Annotated in this window: 18 protein-coding genes; 14 read left to right on the top strand and 4 right to left on the bottom strand. The window is 71.8% G+C overall.

The features are described 5' to 3' along the window. Nucleotides 1-24: 24 nt before the first annotated feature. Nucleotides 25-1,650 (bottom strand): amidohydrolase, encoded by a 1,626-nt coding sequence (locus AC5L3X_RS31560; RefSeq protein WP_494861863.1) that lies wholly within the window; start codon nt 1,648-1,650, stop codon nt 25-27. Nucleotides 1,651-1,741: 91 nt separating this feature from the next. Here AC5L3X_RS31560 and AC5L3X_RS31555 point away from each other — a divergent pair, with 91 nt between their 5' ends. The 7 genes from AC5L3X_RS31555 to AC5L3X_RS31525 all read left to right on the top strand — a co-directional run bounded on the left by AC5L3X_RS31555 (nt 1,742) and on the right by AC5L3X_RS31525 (nt 10,140). Next, on the top strand, nt 1,742-3,274 hold the full coding sequence (locus AC5L3X_RS31555; RefSeq protein WP_494861861.1) for a PucR family transcriptional regulator: 1,533 nt from the start codon (nt 1,742-1,744) through the stop codon (nt 3,272-3,274). 234 nt (nt 3,275-3,508) lie between these two features. Then, entirely contained in the window at nt 3,509-4,504 is a 996-nt protein-coding gene (locus AC5L3X_RS31550; protein ID WP_494861859.1) for an L-2-amino-thiazoline-4-carboxylic acid hydrolase, read from the top strand. An 85-nt stretch (nt 4,505-4,589) separates the two neighbouring features. Next, entirely contained in the window at nt 4,590-5,645 is a 1,056-nt protein-coding gene (locus AC5L3X_RS31545) for an extracellular solute-binding protein (RefSeq protein ID WP_494861857.1), read from the top strand. A gap of 118 nt (nt 5,646-5,763) precedes the next feature. Continuing rightward, nucleotides 5,764-6,627: an ABC transporter permease gene (locus AC5L3X_RS31540; RefSeq protein WP_494861855.1), complete on the top strand. Its 864-nt coding sequence runs from the start codon at nt 5,764-5,766 to the stop codon at nt 6,625-6,627. After that, complete coding sequence (locus tag AC5L3X_RS31535) at nt 6,624-7,436, top strand: ABC transporter permease (RefSeq protein ID WP_494861853.1); 813 nt, start codon at nt 6,624-6,626, stop codon at nt 7,434-7,436. Before AC5L3X_RS31540 ends, AC5L3X_RS31535 begins: the two co-directional genes overlap by 4 nt. After that, a complete protein-coding gene (locus tag AC5L3X_RS31530; RefSeq protein WP_189127795.1) occupies nt 7,433-8,536 on the top strand; it encodes an ABC transporter ATP-binding protein in 1,104 nt (367 codons plus the stop codon). Before AC5L3X_RS31535 ends, AC5L3X_RS31530 begins: the two co-directional genes overlap by 4 nt. Then, nucleotides 8,512-10,140: an amidohydrolase gene (locus AC5L3X_RS31525; RefSeq protein ID WP_494861850.1), complete on the top strand. Its 1,629-nt coding sequence runs from the start codon at nt 8,512-8,514 to the stop codon at nt 10,138-10,140. Before AC5L3X_RS31530 ends, AC5L3X_RS31525 begins: the two co-directional genes overlap by 25 nt. Here the strand turns inward: AC5L3X_RS31525 and speB are convergent. Next, a complete protein-coding gene (gene speB / locus AC5L3X_RS31520) occupies nt 10,115-11,092 on the bottom strand; it encodes an agmatinase (RefSeq protein WP_494861849.1) in 978 nt (325 codons plus the stop codon). The genes AC5L3X_RS31525 and speB overlap by 26 nt on opposite strands. Nucleotides 11,093-11,187: 95 nt before the next feature. Here speB and AC5L3X_RS31515 point away from each other — a divergent pair, with 95 nt between their 5' ends. The 6 genes from AC5L3X_RS31515 (at nt 11,188) to AC5L3X_RS31490 (ending at nt 18,119) form a co-directional block, all read left to right on the top strand. Further along, complete coding sequence (locus AC5L3X_RS31515; protein WP_494861847.1) at nt 11,188-11,775, top strand: flavin reductase family protein; 588 nt, start codon at nt 11,188-11,190, stop codon at nt 11,773-11,775. A 5-nt stretch (nt 11,776-11,780) separates the two neighbouring features. Beyond that, a complete protein-coding gene (locus AC5L3X_RS31510) occupies nt 11,781-13,214 on the top strand; it encodes a 4-hydroxyphenylacetate 3-hydroxylase N-terminal domain-containing protein (protein WP_189127791.1) in 1,434 nt (477 codons plus the stop codon). Then, nucleotides 13,211-14,437 carry a M20 family metallopeptidase gene (locus AC5L3X_RS31505; RefSeq protein ID WP_494861845.1) on the top strand — a complete coding sequence of 409 codons (1,227 nt, stop codon included), beginning with the start codon at nt 13,211-13,213 and terminating at the stop codon, nt 14,435-14,437. The genes AC5L3X_RS31510 and AC5L3X_RS31505 overlap by 4 nt, the downstream gene beginning before the upstream one ends. Then, nucleotides 14,434-15,264, top strand: coding sequence for a polysaccharide deacetylase family protein (locus tag AC5L3X_RS31500; RefSeq protein ID WP_494861843.1), 831 nt, complete (start codon nt 14,434-14,436; stop codon nt 15,262-15,264). Before AC5L3X_RS31505 ends, AC5L3X_RS31500 begins: the two co-directional genes overlap by 4 nt. Further along, nucleotides 15,264-16,883, top strand: a complete 1,620-nt coding sequence (locus AC5L3X_RS31495; RefSeq protein WP_494861841.1) for an amidohydrolase — start codon at nt 15,264-15,266, stop codon at nt 16,881-16,883. Before AC5L3X_RS31500 ends, AC5L3X_RS31495 begins: the two co-directional genes overlap by 1 nt. Nucleotides 16,884-16,964: 81 nt before the next feature. Further along, the gene (locus tag AC5L3X_RS31490) at nt 16,965-18,119 is read left to right on the top strand and encodes a C45 family autoproteolytic acyltransferase/hydrolase (RefSeq protein WP_494861840.1); all 1,155 of its coding nucleotides are present in this window, start codon (nt 16,965-16,967) and stop codon (nt 18,117-18,119) included. A gap of 71 nt (nt 18,120-18,190) precedes the next feature. Here AC5L3X_RS31490 and AC5L3X_RS31485 read toward each other — a convergent pair whose 3' ends face one another. Continuing rightward, entirely contained in the window at nt 18,191-19,789 is a 1,599-nt protein-coding gene (locus AC5L3X_RS31485) for an ATP-binding protein (RefSeq protein ID WP_494861838.1), read from the bottom strand. 49 nt (nt 19,790-19,838) lie between these two features. Between AC5L3X_RS31485 and AC5L3X_RS31480 the strand changes: the two genes are divergently transcribed. Next, nucleotides 19,839-20,747, top strand: a complete 909-nt coding sequence (locus AC5L3X_RS31480; RefSeq protein ID WP_494861837.1) for a PhzF family phenazine biosynthesis protein — start codon at nt 19,839-19,841, stop codon at nt 20,745-20,747. A 107-nt stretch (nt 20,748-20,854) separates the two neighbouring features. Here the strand turns inward: AC5L3X_RS31480 and AC5L3X_RS31475 are convergent, their stop codons facing one another. Continuing rightward, entirely contained in the window at nt 20,855-21,547 is a 693-nt protein-coding gene (locus AC5L3X_RS31475; RefSeq protein WP_494861835.1) for a CBS domain-containing protein, read from the bottom strand. Between the last annotated feature and the right edge of the window lie 196 nt (nt 21,548-21,743).

Here is a 21,743-nt window from a genome sequence, read left to right as displayed (position 1 = left end):
AGGTGGGACGGGTTTCCAGCAGGTTCAGGAGGTCCACGCCGGGACGCCTCCGACCCAGGTCTGTGTGACGGGTATCCGGTCCAGTTCGTCGGGCGGGACCTCGAACGGGTCCGCGGCCAGGACGACCAGGTCGGCGAGGTAGCCGGGGGCGAGCCGGCCCTTGTGCCGCTCTTCTCCGGCGGCGGCCGCGGCCCCGGTGCCGAACAGGGCGAGCGCCTCGGCCGTGCTGATGCGCTGGTGCCCGCCGAGCACGCGGCCCGCGCGGGTGCGCCGGGTGACGCAGCTCTTCACACCGAACAGCGGCTCGTACGGCCCGCACGGGTAGTCGGATGACCCGGCGACGGTGATGCCGGCGTCCAGCAGGCGGCGGTGGGCGAACATCCGCCCGAGCCGTTCCTCGCCGTAGGCGTCCACCAGCGCGTCGCCGTGGAACGTGACGTAGCCGGCGAACGGGACCGGGATCAGGTTCAGCGCCGCGATCCGCTCCACGATCGCCTCGTCGACGACGGAGCAGTGCTCGATGCGATGGCGGGTCGTGATGTCCGGCCGCCGCCGGCGGGCGTGCTCGATCGCGTCCAGCAGCAGCGCCACGGCGCGGTCGCCGTTGGCGTGCACGGCCAGGCGCAGCCCGGCGGAGTGCACCCGCAGGGCGAGGTCCGTCAGCTCCTCCGGGGTCACGACCGGCATGCCGTGGTCGTCAGTGCCGTGGAACGGCTCCGACAGCCAGCAGGTGAGCCCGGCCACCGCGCCGTCGACGAATGCCTTGATCCCGCCCAGGCGCAGCCAGTCGTCCCCGAACCCATCCTGGATTCCGGCGGCGATCAGGTGGTCCGCGTGCGGGTACGTCACCAGGGCGGTGACCCGTTGCCGGAGCCGGTCGCGGGCTCGGGCGGCCTGCAGCAGCCGCAGCTCGTCCGGGCCGACCATCGCGTCCCCGATCGAGGTGATCCCCGCCGACAGGAACCTGGCCGAAGCGGCGTCCAGCCCGGCGAGCAGCTCGTCCTCGCCGGGCGGCGGCACCACGGGCGGGCGGCGCGCGAGGGACGGGTAGGCCAGGTCGAACAGCGCCTGCTCGTACAGCACCCCGTTCAACCGGCCGGCCCCGTCCCGGCCGAGCGAGCCGCCCCGCGGATCGGGGGAGTCGTCGGTGAGGCCGGCGGCGGCCAGCGCCGCGGAGTTGACCACGCCCCAGTGGGCGCCCACGTGGGCGACGAGGACCGGCCGGTCGGGCACCCAACGGTCCAGATCGTGCCGATCGACGACCCGCCCGCCGGTGGTCCGGACGTGGTCGTACCGGCTGGCGCGCAGCCAGGCACCGGCGGGCAGCGTCGCGGCGGCGGCCCGCAGGCGCTGCGCCAGCAGGTCCTCGGACGCGGTCACGTCCGCGGAGACGTCGGCGCCGACGGAGTCGCGCGCCGCCATCGTCAGGTGCAGGTGCGCGTCGACGAACCCCGGCAGCGCGCATCCGCCGCCCAGGTCGATCTCCGGCGCCGAGGGGAACCGCTCGCGCAGCTCGGCCAGCGGCCCGGCGGCGGCGACGCGGTCACCGGCGACCGCGAGCGCGTCCACCACCTGGGGAGCGCCGGTCGGAGCCATGGTGCGGATCCGTTCGCAGCGCAGCAGCCGCATCGGCATGTCGTTGACGGCCATGCTGCAGTCTTCCCGAACCGACGCGCCGGACGGCAATCGTCGGATCCTCCGGGCGGCCGGGCCGGAACTTGGAGATTGCTACAGTACCGGCGTGTACCTGCACGAACTCGTGGCCACGGAGGGCCTTGGCCTGCGGTTCGCGCTGCGCCCCGGCCGGCCGGTGCCCGTCAGCTGGGTGCACTCCACGGACATGGCCGACCCGAGCGCCTACCTCGGCGGCGGCGAGCTGATCCTGACGATCGGGCTGTGGCGGCAGGCCGAGGGCGACGCCGAGCGCTTCGTCGAGGCGCTCCACCGCGCGGGCGCCGCGGCCCTCGGCTACGGTGTCGAAGCCCCCGGCGCGGACGTCCCCGCCGACGTGCTGGAGGCGTGCCGGTCCAGCGGCCTCCCGCTGGTCCGGGTGCCGCACGAGGTGCCGTTCATCGAGGTCGCGCGCGCGTTCCACGCCGCCGCGAACGCCGAGCGCCACGACCTGCGCCGGCTGGTGCGGCAGCACGAGGCGCTGGCCGCAGCGGTCACGAGCGGAGGCATGCCCGAGCTGGTCCGCGTCCTCGCGGCGCAGCTGGCGGGTGACGTCTGGGTGGTGGACGGTCCCGAGGTGGTCTGGGCGAGTCCGGCCGCGCCGCCCGGCGCGGCCGCGGTGACCTGGCGGTGCGGCCACCAGGCCGCCGCCTTCCCCGTCCAGGCCGCCCTCGCCGACTCGACGGCCGTCACCGTCATGCGGGTGGACATGCCAGTGGACGAGGTCACGCCGGCCCGGTGCTTCCTCGGCTACGCGCGGCCGGTCGCCGCCATGACGGCGGCCGAGCGCCGCGTGCTGGACAACGCGCTGCCCCACCTGCGCGGCGAGCTGGTCCGGCTGCGGGAGCGGCGCGGCCACGCCGCGTCGCGCCGGCGCGAACGGCTCGCCCTGGCCGAGAGCGGCCGCCCGGCCGGCCCGCCGCTGGCCGGGCCCGCTCCGGCCGTGCTGGTGTTCGCCTACCCCGCCGTGCCCGGACCGGTCGCCGACAGCCTGCTCGACGCCGTGCCCCCGGCGGCCCGGGACGGCGGGGCCGCCGAGGTCGCGGTCATTCCGGACGTACGCGAAAGCGTCGTGATCCTGCGGCCGGGAGCGGCGGTCGGCGACCAGACCGTGGCGTGCCTGCTGAGGCGCGTGGAAGACCAGCTCGACCGGGAGGTCCATGCCGGCTGGACCCTGGCCCGCGACGGGGAGTCCGATCTGCCGCGGGCCGTGACCGCGGCCCGGCACGCCGCCCGGCTCGCCGCCACCGGCGCCGGGCGCGAGCGGGTCGCCAGGTACGAGCGGCTCGGCACCCACGAGGTCCTGCTCGCCCTGGACGAGGAGATCGTCGGTGGGTTCCAGGATCTGGTGCTGGGCCCGCTGGTGGAGTACGACTCCCGGCACGGGTCCCAGCTGGTGGAGACGCTCATGGAGTTCCTCGACCGCAACTGCGCGTACCAGGCGAGCGCCGAGGCTCTCGGGATCCACGTGAACACGTTGCGCTACCGCCTGCTGACGATCGAGCAGGTGACGGGGCGAGACCTGCGCCGGATGGCGGACAAGGTCGACTTCTATCTCGCCCTGAGATCCCGGCGGGCGCCAGAGGACCCCGGGGGCGGCTAGAGCCTCGAAGCGGCTCAAGGGGACTTTGTTGCGCTCAGGTAAAAGGCTCACACGTTCAGCACGTTTTTGGTTGACCTTTTCCGACATCGCTACCTATGTTGGTACCCAATCTGCAGCACCACTGCAGCCTCTTGCAGTCACGCTCTAGGGCAAACCAGTGCCACCGAGCGGTCCCTGCCCCACATCCGCCGATCGTCGACGTCTGCCGGAGCAGTGTCCGACAGGAGGTACGAAATGTCCCACGAATCTAGTGACGTGATGACGTCGCTGGTCACGACCTTGACGCACGAGGCACGGATCATCCGGCACGCCGGGCTGGCGTACACCAGGGCGCGGCAGGAAGTCGGCCTCGCCACCGTCGAGCATGCCCTGCGCGGCTACTTCGACTGGCGCGCGGTCGCCGCCGCCGGCCGCGGCGGCCACGGCCTGCCGGGCATCGTACGCGCCTGGGGGACGGCCGAACTGCTGTCGGTCAATGCCGAGAAGTGGGGTGAGCTGCGCGTCGGCGAGGCCGGGCTTCGACTGGAGCTGCACAGCACGCCGGAGCTGTTGCACTACCGGGCCTCCGGGGTGCCGGCGTTCGCGCTGATCCACTACCGGGCGCTCGTGTCGGCCCTGATGCGCGCCGCGGACCTGCCGGACGACGTGCGGGCCGGGTGGCAGGGCGACTCGCTCGTCCTGGAGGCAGGACAGGCGCCGCCACCGGGTGAGGAGGCGCGCCCCGGCGTCCCGCTGACCGGAGACGAAGGTCTGGCCCTGCTCAAGGCGACCTCCGAGAACCGCGGCGCGCTGCTGGTGTACCTCGGCCGCGAGGCCGAGCAGTCCTTCGGCGCCGACGGTGACCTGATGTTCCGCGAGGCCATCCGCGGCTTCGGCGCGGAGCGCGGTGCCGCCATGCGCCTGGACCACCTGAGCAAGGGGCTGACCCTCGACCTGGTGAACATGATGGAGCTGTACGACTCCGGCGGCAACGAGGACGTCTGGCAGTACCGCGACGAGGGCACCCTGACCCCCGTCGAGTGGTCGCAGGACTGCACCTTCTGCCCGTTCGTCCAGCCCTGGCACGACCTCGACGGCCTGCGGTACGGGGAGATCTACGACTACGAGTTCCACGTCTCCCAGTTCAAGGCCTACCGCGAGGACATCGAGGTGAAGTGGGGCGAGTTGATGTCGCGCGGTGGCGCGACCTGCGAGTTCCGTTTCTCCATCCCGGGACCCGTCCCCGCCTGAGCGGCGTTCCACCCCCCACGTCCCAGGAACGTGTGACCACTCGTCCCTGGATCGTTCCATCGCCAAACGAACAGTAGGAAGAATCATGGGTTGGTCGAGAAGGCCCGTCACGGTGGCAGCCGCCACGTCGGTGCTCGCGCTGCTCCTGGCAGCGTGCGGCGGCGGAGACGGTTCAAGTGCCGGTGGCGGCGACAAGCAGCTCACCTTCGTGTCCTGGGGCGGCGGCTACCAGGAGACGCAGGAGAGCCTCATCGTCAAACCGTGGGGTGAGAAGAACGGCGTCCGCACCCTCTCGGATGGTCCGACGGACTACGCCAAACTGAAGGCGCAGGTGGACTCCGGCAACACCCAGTGGGACGTGATCACGCTGGAGCCCTTCTGGGCGATCTCGCAGTGCGGCACCATGCTGGAGAAGATCAAGGACAAGGTCGACACGTCCAAGCTGCCCGCCGAGGCGGTCACCGACTGCGGCATCCCGTTCGACATCCTGTCCTACGTCCTGGTGTACGACTCGTCGAAGTTCGGCGGCAACCCGCCGACCTCGTGGGCGGACTTCTTCGACACGGCGAAGTACCCGGGCAAGCGCGGCGTGTGGAACTACGCCGCCGGCGGCGCGCTGGAGGCCGCGCTGCTGGCCGACGGCGTCGCCCTCGACGACCTCTACCCCCTCGACACGGCCCGGGCGCTGAAGAAGCTCGACGCGATCCGCGGCGACGTCGCCTTCTACGACACCGGGGCGCAGCAGGTGCAGCAGTTGCAGAGCCAGGAGGTCGTGATGTCGATCGCCTGGAGCGGGCGCGCCCTCGACGCCGTCCGCGCGGGCGCCACGTACGAGCCGGTGTGGAAGGACAACCTGCTGCTCGTCGACTCCCTCTCGATCGTGAAGGGGTCCAAGAACGTCGACCAGGGCGTGAGCCTGATCAACGAGATGACGTCGGCGGCCGCCCAGAAGGCGTTCGTCGAGAAGTACACCTACGGAGTCGTCAACTCCGACGCCAAGCCGGAGCTCGACGAGACCGCGCGGAAGTTCTCCCCCACCGAGAACGGCCAGGGTGAGCAGGGCCGCTACATGGACCAGCAGTGGTGGGCGGACAACTTCGACAAGGTGAGCGCCGACTGGACGAAGTGGGCGTCCGGCTGACCAGAGCGTCCACCACCTTCGCGATGAACGCGGGCGCCGTCCAGAGGCGGCACCCGCGTCATCGGCCCATCCGACGTCTCATGGCCGACCGAAGCACGACAGGAGCGGGAACCACGGCATGCTGAAGCTCGCCCAGCAGACGACCCGGCGACTCCGGGGGATCCACCTGGCGATCCCCCTGCTCGTCCTGCTCGTCGCATTCTTCGCCATCCCGGTCCTGGAACTGGTGCGGCGCTCGTTTCTCGACCCGGACGGCGCGCTGACCCTGCAGAGCTACGGGGACTTCCTCGGCACGCCCGCCTATCGCACGATCCTGTTCCGCACGTTCTTCGTCGCGGTCATCTGCACCGTGACCTGCCTGCTGTTCGCCTACCCGTACGCCTACCTGATGACCCTGGCCGGTCCGCGGCTGCGCCGGGCGCTGCTCGTGCTGGTGCTGCTGCCGTTCTGGACCAGCCTCATGGTCCGTACGTACGCGTGGCTGGTGCTCCTGCAGGACACGGGACCGATCAAGGCGGTCCTGGCCGCGATCGGGCTCGAACAGGTGCACCTGATCCGCAACACCACGGGCGTGGTCATCGGCATGGCGCAGATCCTGCTGCCCTTCATGGTGCTGCCGCTCTACAACAACCTTCAGAAGATCGAGCGTTCCGACCTGCTGGCCGCCCAGTCGATGGGGGCGACACCGGTCCGGGCCTTCTGGCGGGTGTACTTCCCGCAGAGCCTGCCGGGGCTGTTCGCCGGCAGCGTCCTGGTCTTCATCCTCGCGCTCGGCTTCTACATCACGCCGGTGATCCTCGGCTCACCGCAGAACTCGATGATGTCCCAGTTGATCGTCCGGCAGGTCACCGAGCGGCTCGACTGGGCCAGCGGCGGCGCCATGGCCGTGGTGCTCGCCGTGCTGACCCTCGTCTTCGTCGGCCTCATGAGCCGGGTCGTCAACGTCCAGCAGGCCTTCGGCGGAACGGTGGACAAGAAATGACCAGCACGGAGACCAGGAGCCGGCCGCGCTGGCTCTACCTCATGGCCGCCATCGTGGCCATCTGGATGACGGCGCCGCCGCTCGTCGTCATCCCGATGAGCTTCGCCTCCGAGCGGACGCTGACCTTTCCCCCGTCCGGCTACTCGCTCCGCTGGTACCAGGAGTTCTTCGAGAACCCGGTCTGGATCGACGCGCTCAAGTCCTCGCTCCTGATCGGCGTCCTGGTGATGGTCATCTCCGTGGTGATCGGGACGCTCGGCGCGTTCGCCGTGGTCCGCGGGCGGTTCCGGGGCCGCGGGGTGCTGGAGATGGTGGGGATCGCCCCGCTGGTCGTCCCGATCGTGGTGCTGGGCATCGGGGTCTACGCGATGTTCCTGCGCTGGGGGCTGATCGGCACGGTGCCCGGCTTCGTCGCCGCGCACTGCGTCCTCGCGGTCCCCTACGTGATGATCACGGTGGGCAGCGCGCTGCGGGTGGTGGACGGCCAGCTGGAGCGCGCCGCCCAGGTGCTGGGCGCCCGCCGGCACCGGGTGTTCCTGCGCGTGACGCTGCCGCTGATCGCCCCGGGCATGCTGGCCGGCGGGCTGTTCGCGTTCGTCACCTCGTTCGACGAGGTGGTCGTCTCGCTCTTCATCGTCAGCCCCGGCCTGCGGACGCTCCCGGTCGAGATGTACTCCAGCGTGACGCGGGACATCAACCCGACCATCGCCGCGGCCTCGACCCTGATCCTCCTGGTCAGCACCGTGCTCATCCTCGTCTCGACGAAGTTCCTCTTCTCCGACAGCGCCAACGGAAGGTCAAAGCGATGACCGTTGCAGTGGACACCGACCTCGCCCTGGAGCTGCGCGGCGTCTCCAAGCAGTACCCCGGCACCGACACGGCGGCCGTCAGCGGCGTCGATCTCCAGATCCGCCGCGGTGAGTTCGTGACCTTCCTCGGCCCCAGCGGTTCGGGCAAGACCACGACCCTGAACATGATCGCCGGCTTCATCTCGCCGACGGCGGGCGAGATCGTGCTGCACGGCCGGAACATCGCCGACCTGCCCCCGCATCAGCGCAACCTCGGGATGGTCTTCCAGAACTACGCGCTGTTCCCGCACATGTCCGTCTGGGACAACGTCGCGTTCCCGCTGGTCGAACGGAAGTACCCCAAGGACCAGATCCGCGAGCGGGTGCGCGCCGCCCTGGAGATGGTGAACCTCACCGGTTTCGAGAAGCGCCGTCCGCGGGAGCTGTCCGGCGGCCAGCAGCAGCGCGTCGCCCTGACCCGGGCGCTCGTCTTCGACCCGCCGATCCTGCTGATGGACGAGCCCCTGAGCGCCCTCGACAAGAAGCTGCGCCAGCGGCTGCAGCTGGAGATCAAGCGCGTCCACCGCGAGGTCGGGATCACGTTCCTGTTCGTCACCCATGACCAGGAGGAGGCGATGGCGCTCTCGGACCGCGTGGTCGTCTTCGACCAGGGCCGGATCGAGCAGGTCGGTACGCCCGACGAGCTCTACCGCCGGCCTGCGACGCGGTTCGTCGCGGAGTTCCTCGGCGACAGCAACCTGATCGAGGGCAAGCTCGTCGAGCGGGACGGCGCCACCGCCCTCGCGACCCCGGAGTGCCAGATCCCGCTGCCGGACTGGCCGGGCGGCCGGGAAGCCCCGTCCGGGGACGAGCACTGCGTGATGTTCCGGCCGGAGGACGTCAAGGTCCTTCCCGCCGACGATGAGGGCGCGGCCTGCCGGGGCACCGTCCGCGACGTCGTCTACCTCGGCTCGGAGCAGCGGGTGATCGTCACGACGGAGACCGGCCGCGAGGTGACCGTGCGGACGGGCGGTGAGACGACCGGGATCCCCGGCGTGGGGGGCACGGTCGGCCTGCGGTTCTCTGCGAGCAACGCATGGCTGATCCCGACGGGCGGGTAAGCCTCTTCCGGGCCCGCGCCGTCCTGCCGGAGGCCGGCCGGCCGGGCCGGCCCGCGGACGCGCTCGCCGTGGTGGGCGGCAGGGTCGCGGCGGTCGGCCCGTTCGGCGAGCTGTCCGGCGCGTGGCCGGACGCCGACGTGGTCGACCTGGGCCGCCGCTGGGTCGTCCCCGGCCTGGAGGACGCGCACTGCCATCCGACGATCGCCGCCGACGAGCTGTGCCACGTCAGCCTGTCACCGCCGGACCAGCGCGATCCGCGGCGGGTGGCCGCCGCGGTGGACCGGGCGGGCCGCAGCAACGGCTGGGTGAAACTCGTGGGCTGGCTGGAGGAGCGGTGCGGCGGCGCCGCGGTGGACCGGCACCTGTTCGACCGGGTCTGCCCGGCCGACCCCCTGGTGGTGGTGCACGCGAACGGCCACTGGGGGTACGCCAACACGGCCGGCCTGGCCCGCATGGGCTTCGCCGACGACACCGGCGCGGTGATCGCGGCGGCGGTGCCGGCGAACGGCTGGGTGGAGACCGGGTCCGACGGTCTGGCCACCGGCCGCGTCTTCAAGCAGGCGATGTTCGACATCATGGAGCCGGCCCTCGCCCGCCACCCCGGCCGGGTCGCCCTGGCCGGCTTCGAGGACCGCCTCGCGGCGCTGCGGCGGATCCAGCGCGACTACCTGAGCCGCGGCGTCACGGCGCTGACCGAGGCGCTGTGCGGCGAGACCGGATGGGACCTGCTCGAACGGATCCAGGCCGAGGGCGCCTCGCCGCGCTACTCGGCGCTGGCGCCGGTCGGTGATCCCGACCTGGCGCGCCGGCTCGGCGAGCGCGGCGGCCCCCGGCTGCGCCTGATCGGGCTGAAGTCGTTCGTGGACGGCGCGCTCAACGGCGGGACGTGCCTGCTGAGCGAGCCCGTGCCGGACGGAGACCCGCAACAGCTGCGCACCGCCGACGACGTCGCGCGGGAGCTGCGGCTGGCCGCCTCCCTCGGCCTCCTCCTCGCCGTGCACGCCAACGGCGACGCGGCGATCGACGTGCTGTTGCGCGCGTCGGAGCGGGCGGGGCTGAGCGGGCGGATCGAGCACGGCAGCGTCGTCCGCGACGACCAGGTGCCCGCGATCAGGCGTCAGGGCTGGGGCGTCGTGCCGTTCGGCTCGTACATCCATGAGCACGGAGAGCGGCTCGCGGACACCTACGGGCGCGCCCGGATGGGGCAGCTCATCCGGCACCGGACCCTCGTCGAGGCCGGTGTCCCGGTGGGCGGCTCCTCGGACTACCCGTGCGCGGGCCCCGACCCCTGGCAGGGCGTCTGGAGCTGTGTGACGCGACGATCCCGGGAGGGGGAGATGCTCGGTGAACAGGAGCGGCTCACTCCGGTGCAGGCGCTGCGCCTGTACACGCGGGGGTCGGCGTCGGTGCGCCCCGGGTCCGGCCAGGCCGGCACGCTGCGGCCGGGCGCCCCGGCGGACTTCGCGGTGCTCGACGCCGACCCCCGGCGGCCGGAAGGGCTCGAAGCCCGGCTCGGCGCGCCGGTCGCGGCCACGTTCGTGGCCGGCGCACCCGTGTACGCCGGCCGTGACGTCGAGGTCAGCGGGCCGGAGTGGTGTCGCTGACGTGGCCGCCGCCGCCGGCCATCACGGTCAGCAGCTCGTAGGTGACGTGGGCTGCCGCGACGCCGGTCAGCTCCGCGTGGTCGTAGGCCGGCGCCACCTCGACGACGTCCGCGCCGACCACGTTGCGCCCGTCGAGGGCGCGCAGCAGCTCCAGCAATTCCCGGCTGGTCAGGCCGCCGGCCTCCGGGGTGCCGGTCCCGGGCGCGTGCGCCGGATCGAGCACGTCGATGTCCACCGAGACGTAGACGGGACGGTCGCCGAGCCGTCGCAGCATGACCTCGATCAGCGTGTCGAGCCGCTCGTGGGCGAACTGGCGGCTGGTCAGCTGCTGGAACCCGAGCCGGGCGTCGTCGGTGAGATCCTCCTTGGCGTATACGGACCCTCGGATGCCGACGTGCAGGCAGCCCTCGGGGTCCAGCAGCCCTTCCTCGGACGCCCGCCGGAACGGCGTGCCGTGGGTGACCGGCGCGCCGAAGTAGGTGTCCCAGGTGTCCAGGTGCGCGTCGAAGTGCAGCACCGCCAGCTCGCCGTGGTGGCGGTGCAGGTCCCGCAGCAGCGGCAGCGCGACCGTGTGGTCCCCGCCGAGGGTCACCAGCCGCGTGCCCGCACCGGTCAGCGCCCCGGCCTGCTCCTGGATCTGCCCGACGGCCTCCGTGAGGTCGAACGGGTTGATGACCATGTCACCGGCGTCGGCGACCTGCACGACCCCGAACGGGGAACGGTCCAACGCCGGGTTGTAGGGCCGCAGCAGCCGGGAGGACTGACGGATGTGGGAGGGGCCGAACCGGGCCCCCGGACGGTAGCTGACGCCGCTGTCGAACGGCGCGCCGATGACGGCGAGGTCGGCCTTGCCGACCTGGTCGGTGCGGGGCAGGCGGGCGAAGGTGGCGGGCCCGGCATAGCGCGGGACCTCGGTGCCGGGCACCGGCCCGACGGGGCGGTTGGTTTCCATTCCGTTCTTTCCGTTCAGGGAGAGCGCTGCTTCCGGTCCCGGCCGCACTGGCTGGGGACATTGCGCTCAGGATACGCGATCTGTAGTATCACTGCATGAGTTTCAGTCAGACTGCAGAAGCGAGTCTCTGTGACTCCGTCCGCAGCGTGCTGCGCCGGGTTCCCGCCACCGTCGTGGTCGTGACCTCGTTCGTGTCCGGCCGCCCGTGGGGCGTCACCGCGTCGAGCTTCTCGTCGGTGACCCTCGACCCGCCGATCGTGTCGATCTGCCTGTTCTCGCACACGGCGGTCATGCGGGCCGCGCGCCTGCACGGCCGCGTGGGCGTCTCGGTGCTGTCAGCCGACCAGGTCCACATCGCCCGCGCGGCCGCCGCGCCCGGCGCCCCCAAGTTCCTGGAGTCCTTCTCCCCGGAGGCCGAGGGACTGGGGGAGACCGGCATCCCCCATCCGGCGTCGAACCGGCGCTGGGACCCGCACGACGGCGCCGCCGTCCCGCCGGCGCCGTCGGTGCACGGCGCGCTCGCCCACTTCGACTGCGCCGTCTCGCAGGTCGTGACCGTCGGCGACCACGACGTGCTCTTCGCCCGGGTGGAGCGGGTCCGCGAGGGCGACCCCGCCCTCGCGCCGCTCCTCTACTACGACCGTGACTTCTACCGTCTCCCCGACGACCCCATCGAAGGTTGAGGACCATGCTCAAGACCGGTGACGAGTACCGGGCGAGCCTGCGCGACGGCCGCGTCGTGCTGGCCTCCGACGGCTCACGGGTGTCCGACGTCACCACGCACCCGCAGTTCCGGGACGCCGTGGACACCGTCGCCGCCCTCTACGACATGCAGCACCGGCCCGAGACGGCCGAGATCGCCACCTACCAGGACGAGGAGACGGGGAAGCCCGCCAGCCGCGCCTGGCAGGTGCCCCGGACCAAGGACGACCTGGTCGCCCGGCGCGAGCTCGCCCGGCTGTCCACCTACCACACCTTCGGGGTGTTCGGGCGGCCGCCGGACTACGGCTCGTTCAACGCGCTGGGCCTGCTCTCGGTCGCCGACCGCATTGCCCCCAGCAGCGAGGAGTGGGCGCGGAACATCGACACGTTCATCGACTGGGGCCGGGCGAACAACGCGATGAGCGCCGACATCGTCGCCGACGTCCAGTCGGACCGGTCGGTGCCGACCGCGCAGAAGCCCGGCCGGCTCCGCTGCGTCGAGGAGCGCAAGGACGGGCTGGTCCTGTACGGTGCCAAGCCGTGCGCCTCCGGGGCGGTCCACTCCCACGTCGGCACCGTCGTCACCCTGCTGACGCCGGGCGCCGACCCCGACGCCAACCTGTTCTGCTACGTGCCGCTCAACGCGCCGGGCCTCACGATGGTGGCCAGGGAACCGGTGATCATGCCGGGCACCACCGACGAGCACCCGCTGGACGTGCGCGGCGAGGAGCCCGACTCGCTGCTCGTCTTCGACCGGGTCTTCGTGCCCCGCGAGCACGTGTTCTCCTTCCGCAACGAGCAGATGCTGGGCCTGTACCACGAGCTGGGCGCCCTCGCGCTCTGGCACATCCTGGCCCGGCTGTCCTACAAGTCCGAGATCCTCGCGGGCGCCGCCCAGGCGATCGTCGAGGTGCTGGGCACGGAGAACATCCCGCAGGTGCGCGACGCCGTGTCGGAGATCAGCGCCTACGCCACCGGGCTGCGCGCCCACGTGCTCGCCGCCGAGGACACCGCCGCCTACGCCAACGGCGTCCTCGTCCCGGCCGAGCGGTATGTCACCGCCGGGCGCCTGCACTCCGTCGAGAGCTATCCGCGGATGCTGCAACTGCTGCGGGAGATCTCCGGCCAGGGCCTGATCAGCCGCTTCTCGGAGCGGCAGTTCGCCGACGGCTCGGTCGGGGAGATGCTCGCGGAGTTCCTCCCCGGCACGGGCGTCAGCGCGGAGGCCAAGAACCGGGTGTTCAACTTCGTCTGGGACCTGACCTGCGGCGCCAACGCCATGCGCGTCGCCCTCTTCGAGAACGTCAACGCCACGCCCCCGGCCGCGATGCGGGCCCGGATCTACGCTTCCCCGTACCGCAGGCCGTGGCGGGACTTCGTGTTCGACCACCTGGGCGTCGACATCAGCGCGGCCCGATGACCGCACCGCCGACGGCGGCGGGCGCGACCCTCCGAGACGAGCTCGGCACGCTCGTCCTCGACCTGCTGGCCGCGCCCAGCCCCAACCCGCCCGGCGACGTGCGCGACGTCGCCGGGGTCGTGACCGCGTACTGCGACCGCGCCGGCCTGCCGCACCGGCTGGACCGGCCGGCCGCGCGCCGTCGCAACATCGTCGTGGACGTGCTCGGGCCCACCGGCCGGGACGGCCGGCACCTGGTGTGGAACGGGCACCTCGACACGTTCCCCGCCTCCGGCCCGCCGTCCCGCCCCCGGCGGGCCGCGGACCGGGTGCACGGCCGGGGAGCGGTCGACATGAAAGGCGGGGTCGCGGCGTTCCTCGTGGCCGCCCGCCGGCTGCGGGAGAGCGCCGGCGACCTGCCGGGACGGCTTTCGCTGGTCCTGGTGTGCGACGAGGAGACCTTCGGCCCGATGGGCGCGCGCGGCCTGCTCCAGCGCCGGCCCGACCTGCTCGGCGACGCGCTGGTCAGCACCGAGCCGTCGTCTCTCGGCCTGGTACGGGTGGCCGAACGCGGCTACCTCTGGCTCATGGTGCACGTGCCCGGCCAGAGCATGCACGCCGCGTACCCCGGCGCCGGGGAGGGCGCGATCCTGCGCGCCGCCGGATTCGCCCGGCGGGTGGCCGACCTCGTCGCCGAGGTCAACCACGGGCTCGCGGCCTCACACCCGCCGCCGACCGCCCGCGACGAGGCGATGGACCGGCTGCTGGGCGACGGCGCCGCCCGCATCGTCCGGGAGGTCTCGCTCAACCTGGGCACCGTCCGCGGCGGCCTGGCGGTCAACATGCGCCCGGCCGACTGCCGGCTCAGCGTCGACCTGCGTGTGCCCGAGACGGTCGACCCGCAGGACCTGCTCGGCCGCGTCGAGGAGCTGGCGCGCGAGGCAGGCGGCCGGGTCGAGGTCCTCGGCCGGGGACCGGCCAACTCCACCGGCGAGGACGCGGACATCGTCACGGCCGTGACCGAGGCCGTCACCCGGCGCACCGGCCACCGGCCCGTCCCCTCCACCGGGATCGGCTGCACCGACGCCCGGCTGTGGCGCCACGCGGGTGTGCCCGCCTGCGTGATCGGGCCCGACCCGGCCACGATGGGCACCGACGACGAGCATGTCCGGCTCGCCGAGCTGGAAGCGCTCGTGGACATCCTGTGCGATTCCGCACGCCAGTACCTCTCTGGAGAGTCATGACCGAGCGGAGCTCGCCCGCGTACCCTCCCGGCCAGCTCAGCGCGCTGTGCCTGACCTTCGACCTGGACGCCCACACCATGTGGACCTCCAAGGACCCGGTGAACGCCGCCCGGCCGGCGGTGCTGTCCTCGGGCGACTACGACCTCGGCCAAGGGCTGGACCTCGTGCTCGGGCTGCTCACCGAGCACGGGATCCGCACCACGTTCTTCGTGCCCTCCGACGTCGCGGCGGACGCGCCCGGGGCGATCGGGAAGATCGTCGCCGAGGGGCACGAGATCGCCATGCACGGCACCGACCACAACCCGCTGCCGGACCGCTCCCGTCCCGCCGAGGCGGCGCTGCTGCGTACCGTGAAGGACACGCTGGAGCAGGTGAGCGGCACGCCCGTGCGCGGCTACCGGGCGCCGCTGTACGACGTCACCGAGCACACCCGCGACATCCTCGCCGAGATCGGTTGCACGTTCTCCTCCAACTTCATGGACGCCGTCCACCCGTACGTCGTGCGCGGCGAGCACGGGCCGATCGCCGAGATACCGACGCACTGGGCTCTCGACGACGGCCCCCACCTGCTGTTCGCCAACAGCCCGCCGAACTACCGGCAGTTCCTGGCCAACGACCAGATCGCCCGCATCTGGACCGACGAGCTGCGGGCCATCCACGCCCTCGGCGGCGTGACGACCATGGTGCTCCACCCGCAGCTCGTGGGCCGGCCGTCCCGGGTGGCGCTGCCGGCCCGGCTGATCGAGACCGCGGAGGAGCTCGGCGAAGTGTGGCTCCCCACGATGGGCGAACTGGCCGCCCATCTGCTCGACCAGGAGGTGACCTGATGGATGACGAGACGGTGCTGCTGACCGGCGCCTCGGTGGTGTCGCCGGAGGTGGCGGCCGGGACCGCCGACACGGTGGCCGTCCGCGGCTCGCGCATCGCGGCGGTCGGCACGCTGCAGGCGGTCCGCGCGGCGCTGCCCGGCGCCCGGTACGAGATCGTCGACCTGGGCGGCGGCTGCCTGACCCCGGGCTTCGTCGACCCGCACAACCACCTGCTCGCCACCGGAGAGACCATGTCCGGGGTGGACGCCGGCTACCCGGCGGTCCGTTCCATCGCCGACCTGGCCCGCGCGGTGGGGGAGGCGGCCCTCGCCCAGCCGGCCGGGACGTGGGTGCGCGGCTCGGGCATGGACGTCGCCAAGTATCCGGAGGGCCGCCTGCCCACGGCCGCGGACCTGGACGCGGTCAGCCCGCACCACCCCGTGATCGTCTTCCACAAGTCCGGGCACAGCGCGGTGGTCAACTCGGTCGCCCTCGCGATGGCCGGCGGCGCGACCGGGACCGATCCCACGGGAGGCTACTTCGACCGGGACGAGACGGGGCGGGCCCGCGGCTACTGCGTCGACGCCGCCCTGGACCTCGTCTTCCCCCGGGCCGTCGACATCGGCTGCCACGGCCCCAACTTCCACTTCGACGCCACTGCCGAGGACCTCGACCACGCGCTGGAGGTGGGCGTCCGCGCCTACCAGGCGGCCGGCATCACGACCGTCTGCGATCCGCAGGTGACCCGGCGCGAGATGAGCACCTACCTGCGCGCGCGGCGCGCCGGCCGGCTCGGGATGCGCGTCGTGGCCATGCCGTTGTCGAGCAACCTCCCGGCGCTGAGCGAGGCGGGGCTGTCCAGCGGGATCGGCGACGACTGGTTCCGGATCGGCGCGATGAAGTTCTACTCCGACGGCGCGCTCACCAGCGGCACCGCCCTGTTCAGCGGCGGCTACTCGAACGACGCGCTGACCCGGGGACAGCTGTTCTGGCAGCCCGGGCAGCTGAGCGAGCTGGTGGCCGACGCGATGGCCCGGGGCTGGCAGGTCGGCATCCACGCCCAGGGCGACCTGGGCATCGAGTACGCCCTGCGGGCCATCGAAGCCGGCGGCGGCACCGGCCGGCACCGCATCGAGCACTGCGGCGGGCCGACCCCGCAACAGCTGGGACGCATCGCCGACCTGGGCGTCATCCCGGTCAACCAGCCGAACTTCCTCACCGAGAGCGGCGACGAACTGCTGGCCACCCTCGGTGACCGCACGCACCGGCTGCAGCCCCTGCGCTCGGAGCTGGACCGGCAGATCCTGACGGTGCTGTCCAGCGACGCCTTCGTCTCCAACTACCGGCCGATCCGGACCATCGCCTCGGCCATGGGACGACAGACGGAGTCCGGCACCGTGATCGGCGCCGACGAGCGGCTCGGCTTCGACGACGCGCTCCGGATGCACACGCTGCTCCCCGCCGAAGCCCTGGGCCTGGACGGGGTCATCGGTTCGATCATTCCCGGCAAGTACGCCGATCTGGTCCACTTCACCACGAACCTGAATGACCTGCGACCGGCCGAGCTCGCGACGACCACGCCGAACGCCACGATGATCGCCGGTCACTGGGTGACGGGCGCGCCCCCGAAGCCCTGACCCACCTCGCCGACCACCGAGCGCGGAGAACACGGCCGACGGATCTCCGCGCCGAGCAGAGCCCGAAGCATGGAGAGCACGATGCCCGAACCACGGAGATACCCCCGCATCCGGGTGAGCGGCGGCCCCTACGAGCGCGGCCGCCTCTACGGAGACGCCGCCCGCGACCGCGTCCACCGCAGCAGAGCCGGCTACGAGGCGGCCTTCGCGCGGGCGGCGGGCTGGAGCTGGGAGCAGGCGGTCGCGGCCGCCGCGCCGCTGGAGGCCGCGATCGCGGCGGTGTTCCCCGCTTACGTGGAGGAGATGCGCGGCATCGCCGACGGCGCTCAGCTCGCCTTCGCCGACATCCTCACCATGAACGCGCGCACCGAGGTGATGTGGGCCGCCACCGCCCGCCAGGCCGCGTCGATGCGGGCCGCGCACGCCCGCGAGTGCAGCTCCTTCGCGCTCCTGCCCAGCCGCACGGCCGACCACCACACCATGGTCGGGCAGAACTGGGACTGGCTCGTGCACAGCTTCGAAACGGTGGTCGTCCTGGAGGTCGAGCAGGACGACGCCCCCAACTACGTCACCGTCGTGGAGGCCGGGCTGCTGGCCAAGACGAGCCTGAACTCCTCGGGGCTCGCCATCGCCACCAACGCGCTGGTCACCTCGGCGGACCGCGGCGCGCCGGGCCTGCCGTACCACGTGGTGCTGCGCGCGCTCGCCGACTGCCACACGCTGACCGACGCGGTCAACGTGGTCCAGCGCCACTGGCGTTCCTCCTCCGCCAACTACCTGCTGGCCCACCAGGACGGCACCGCGATCGACCTGGAGACCGCCCCCGGCGACTACAGCCAGGTGTATCCCCTGCTGCCGGTCGGCGGTGGCCTCGTCCACACCAACCACTTCCTGGCACCGCTCCGGGAGGTGACGGACGTCTCCCTCTACGCGATGGCCGACAGCCTGGTGCGCCTGCAGCGTGTCCAGGCCGCCATCGCCGAGACCGGCCGGCCGGCCACCGTCGACTCGCTGCGCGAAGCCCTCAGCGACCATGCCGACCATCCGTACTCGGTCTGCTGCCACCCGGACGTACGGGCCGCGCCGGACGAGCGGTCGGCGACCGTCATGTCCGTGATCATGGATCTGGACGAGCGGACCATCTGGCTCAGCGACGGCAACCCATGCCGGCGCCCGCACCGCCCGCTCACCTTCGACGGCCTGCTCGACAAGCCGTCGCCGCTGCTCGCGACGTAGCGGGCGAGCGGTCCTAATGAAGAAGGCCTGCCAATCAGGCAGGGATCTGTTGATCGGAACTCGGGCACCCGTCACACGCGCAGGACGGTGACCTGGCGGCCGGAGGGCGTGGTCGTCCGCTCGAAGCCGCCGCGTTCCTTCCAGGGCGGGGCCTCGGGGCGGCGGTCGAAGATCACCAGCACGCCGGTGGAGAGGGTGAGGCGGTCCAGGTAGCGGTCGAGCTGGGCGAGGCCGTCGGGTGCCGGGTCGTTCTCGCCTGCTCGCCACACCTTCAGTTCCATGGCCTCGCGCTGCATCAGGCGTTCGCCGTCGGGGCTCGTGTAAGGCCAGCGGACGAGGACGTCCAGGCGCTTGGTGCCGGCCGCGTACTCTCGGTCGAGGTAGCCTCCGCCGTTGACCAGGCGGTGCAGGAAGGCCATGAGGATGATCTGGCAGGCGGCCTCGTGGTAGCCCTCCTGCCGGATGAGGACCTCGCCGTGCTCGCGCCAGAACACGACGAACTCCTCCAGCAGCCGCGGCAGGTCGAACCGGCCGTCCGGCAGCACGAAGCTGTGCGGATCGGCCATCACGTACTGTTCCGACGGGTCTCCGAGCACTCGCAGGATGACCTCCCGGTAGATCGGGTTCGCCACTTGCAACGGGGGTTTCTGCTTGATCAGGCCCAGGTCGCGTACGTAGGACAGGTCGTCGGAGAAGGTGGGGTCGATGTGGGGGAAGGCCCCGGCCACGACAGGCTCCATCACCCGCTTGACCCGCGGCTCGTGCAGCCGGGCCATCACAGAGTCCAGATGCGTGGCGCGCGCCCGGATCAACCGCTCCTTGGCGTCTTCCACCTGCCCGGCGGTGACGGCGCCGGCCACGCCCATCTCGAAGACGACCTCATGGGCCAGGGCGTTGACCAGCCACGGCTGGCCCTGCGTCAGCTCGAACACCCGCTCCACCGCGTCCTTGGTGAACTCCTGACCGGTCTGCTGAGTGTGCTGGCCGTAGAGTTCGGCGATGTCGTCGGCGGTGAAGTCGCCCAGGCGCAGCGACTTGGCGACGATGTTGAACGGGCTGGCCGGATTCGACCTGCCGACTTCGCCGCCCGAGGCGACCTTGTAGTCACGAAGGTCGCGCAGCCCGCACAGCACCACGGACGCAGGGAACGGTTGGCCCTCATGCCGGGCGTTGTGGCCGTGGCGGAGCTGGCTGAGGATGCTGACCAGGCTGTTGCCCTGCAGGGCGTCGATCTCGTCGAGGAGCAGCACCACGCGGCGCGGGCAGCGGCGGCACCACTCGCTCAGCGCCGAACCGAACCGGGCGCCGGGCGTGACCTGCGGCCAGGAATCCGGCGGTAGCAGTTTCTTCGGCCATCCCGACCGCGCGGCGGCCTCGCGGAGGGAATCCAGCAGAAGCGACTCCGCGGCGGCGTAGTCGTCACCGGCCGACTTGGCGCGCTCGCAGGAGAACATCAGGGCGGCGATGTCGCCCTCGGCGGTCAGCTCGGACGCCAGGGTGCGCAGCATGGTGGTCTTGCCGGTCTGCCGGGGCGCGTGGAGCACGAAATAGCGGTCCATCTCGATGAGCTCGCGCGCCTGGGGGAGCCGTTGCGTGGGGGGCAGCATGTAGTGGTGCTGTGGGCTGCACGGGCCGGTGGTGTTGAAGTATCTCGCTCGGCGTGGCTGCATGGTCGCATTCTGTCATCGCCTTGGATTGATCCGGTGCGAAGTGGTTTGCATGGTGGTCGACGACGAGTTCTGTGTCGGACGATTCAGTCTCGGTTATAGTCCGCGCCATGATTGCCGAGTGACCCAGGTTCTGGAGTATGCCGCTTTCACTACCTCTCCATCTGGGGGCAACCCTGCCGGGGTGGTCCTGGATGCTCGGGACATGTCAGACGCGGAGATGCTCGCCATCGCCGCCGAACTCGGCTACTCGGAGACGGCCTTCCTGCTGTGCACGGGCGAGCGCAAGTACCGGATCCGGTTCTTCAGCCCCCTGGCCGAGGTGGCCTTCTGCGGCCATGCGACGATCGCGAGCTCAGTCGCGCTCGGCGAGCGGATCGGCCCCGGAACCGTGGAACTCACCACGCAGGCAGGCCCGGTCCCGGTGGAGATCGCCGCGGATCCGGCCGGTGGGATCACCGCTACCCTGACCAGTCCGCCCACCTCCACCCGCCCGGCATCCGAGGAGGAGGTACGGCTGGCGCTGGCCACGCTGGGCTGGTCAGTCGATGACATGGACCCCGCCTACCCCGCGCACGTGGCCAACGCCGGCAATGACCATCTCGTGCTGCCCGCGGCCACCCGGGACCGCCTGGCCGACCTCGACTACGACTTCGATGCCCTTGGCAAGATCATGGCGGAGCTGGGCTGGATCACCGTCCACCTCTTCTGGGCCGAATCTCCCACCGTCTTTCACGCCCGCGACCCGTTTCCGCCCGGCGGCATCATCGAAGACCCGGCCACCGGTGCCGCGGCGGCCGCCTTCACCGGCTACCTGCGTGATCTCGGACGCCTCGACGATGGCACCGTCCTCACCATCCACCAAGGCGTCGACATGGGGCGGCCCAGCCTCCTGACGTGCACCGCCATTTCCGGGGATGCCCGTGTCAAGGTCTCCGGCACTGCGGTGTCCATCCAGTAGCGGCCGGAAGGGGGGCACGTCACGGTTGACATCCCTGGCGGTGACCACGACCTTCCACCTCTTGACGTGGGCCTTGTGAGCAGGTCACACCGGCTGACGACGCCGGGTCACGCGCCGCCCCACACGGGCAGGGCGGCGATGTCGTCGTGCTTCCAGTCGAGCTCGTCGTGGACGGCGACGACGCCGTCGATGTTCTCGGCCAGCCGGACAGCGGTGATGGCCTGGCTGTGCTCGGGAAGTGTCCCGGACAGGGTGACGACGGCGTCGGTCACCGTGACGTGCGGGCCGGCGGCGCCGGCCGGCACGGCCTCGCGCACCTGCTGCTCGATGTCCTGGTCGGAACGCAGGAAGACCTTGATCAGGTCGTGGCGGCTGACGATGCCGACCAGGCGGCCGTCGGGGTCGACCACAGGCAGGCGCTTGACACCGTGGCGGTCCATGAGGCGGGCGGCCGAAACGACGGGCATGTCGGGGGTGGTGACGTGGGCGGGGCTGGTCATCAGCGCGCCGGCGGTCTCGCCGAGGGACTTGCGGTAGCCGCTGCCCTCACTGCCGGCGCTGTGCCGGATGCGGGCGCGCAGCGGCGGCCGGTAGTCGTCGCCGTAGTAGCGCTCCTTGAACTCCTCCTTGGCCAGCAGGTCGGCTTCGGAGATGACGCCCAGCACCCGGTTGCCGTCGTCGAGCACGGGCACGCCGCTGACGCGTCGGCTGATGAGCAGTTCGGCGACGGTGTGGAAGGAGGCGTTCTGGTTGACGGCGGCGATGTCGCTGGTCATCACGTTCTCGACGATGGTTCTCATGGTGAGCTCCTGAGCTGATCGACCCGGACGATGCCGGGCACGGTGCGGCGAGCACATCGGCGACGTGGTCGGCGTGCTCGTGGGGCCGGCTGCTCGGCTCGGCCACGCCGTCGTGCGGGGCGACGTCCCAGCTCGGGCGGGAGGGGTGGTGCTCGTGTGGTGCGGCGACGGTGATGTCGGTCATTTCCATCACAAC

This window comes from Nonomuraea sp. CX421, assembly GCF_059358955.1.
This window is presented reverse-complemented; position numbering and strand designations above follow the sequence as displayed.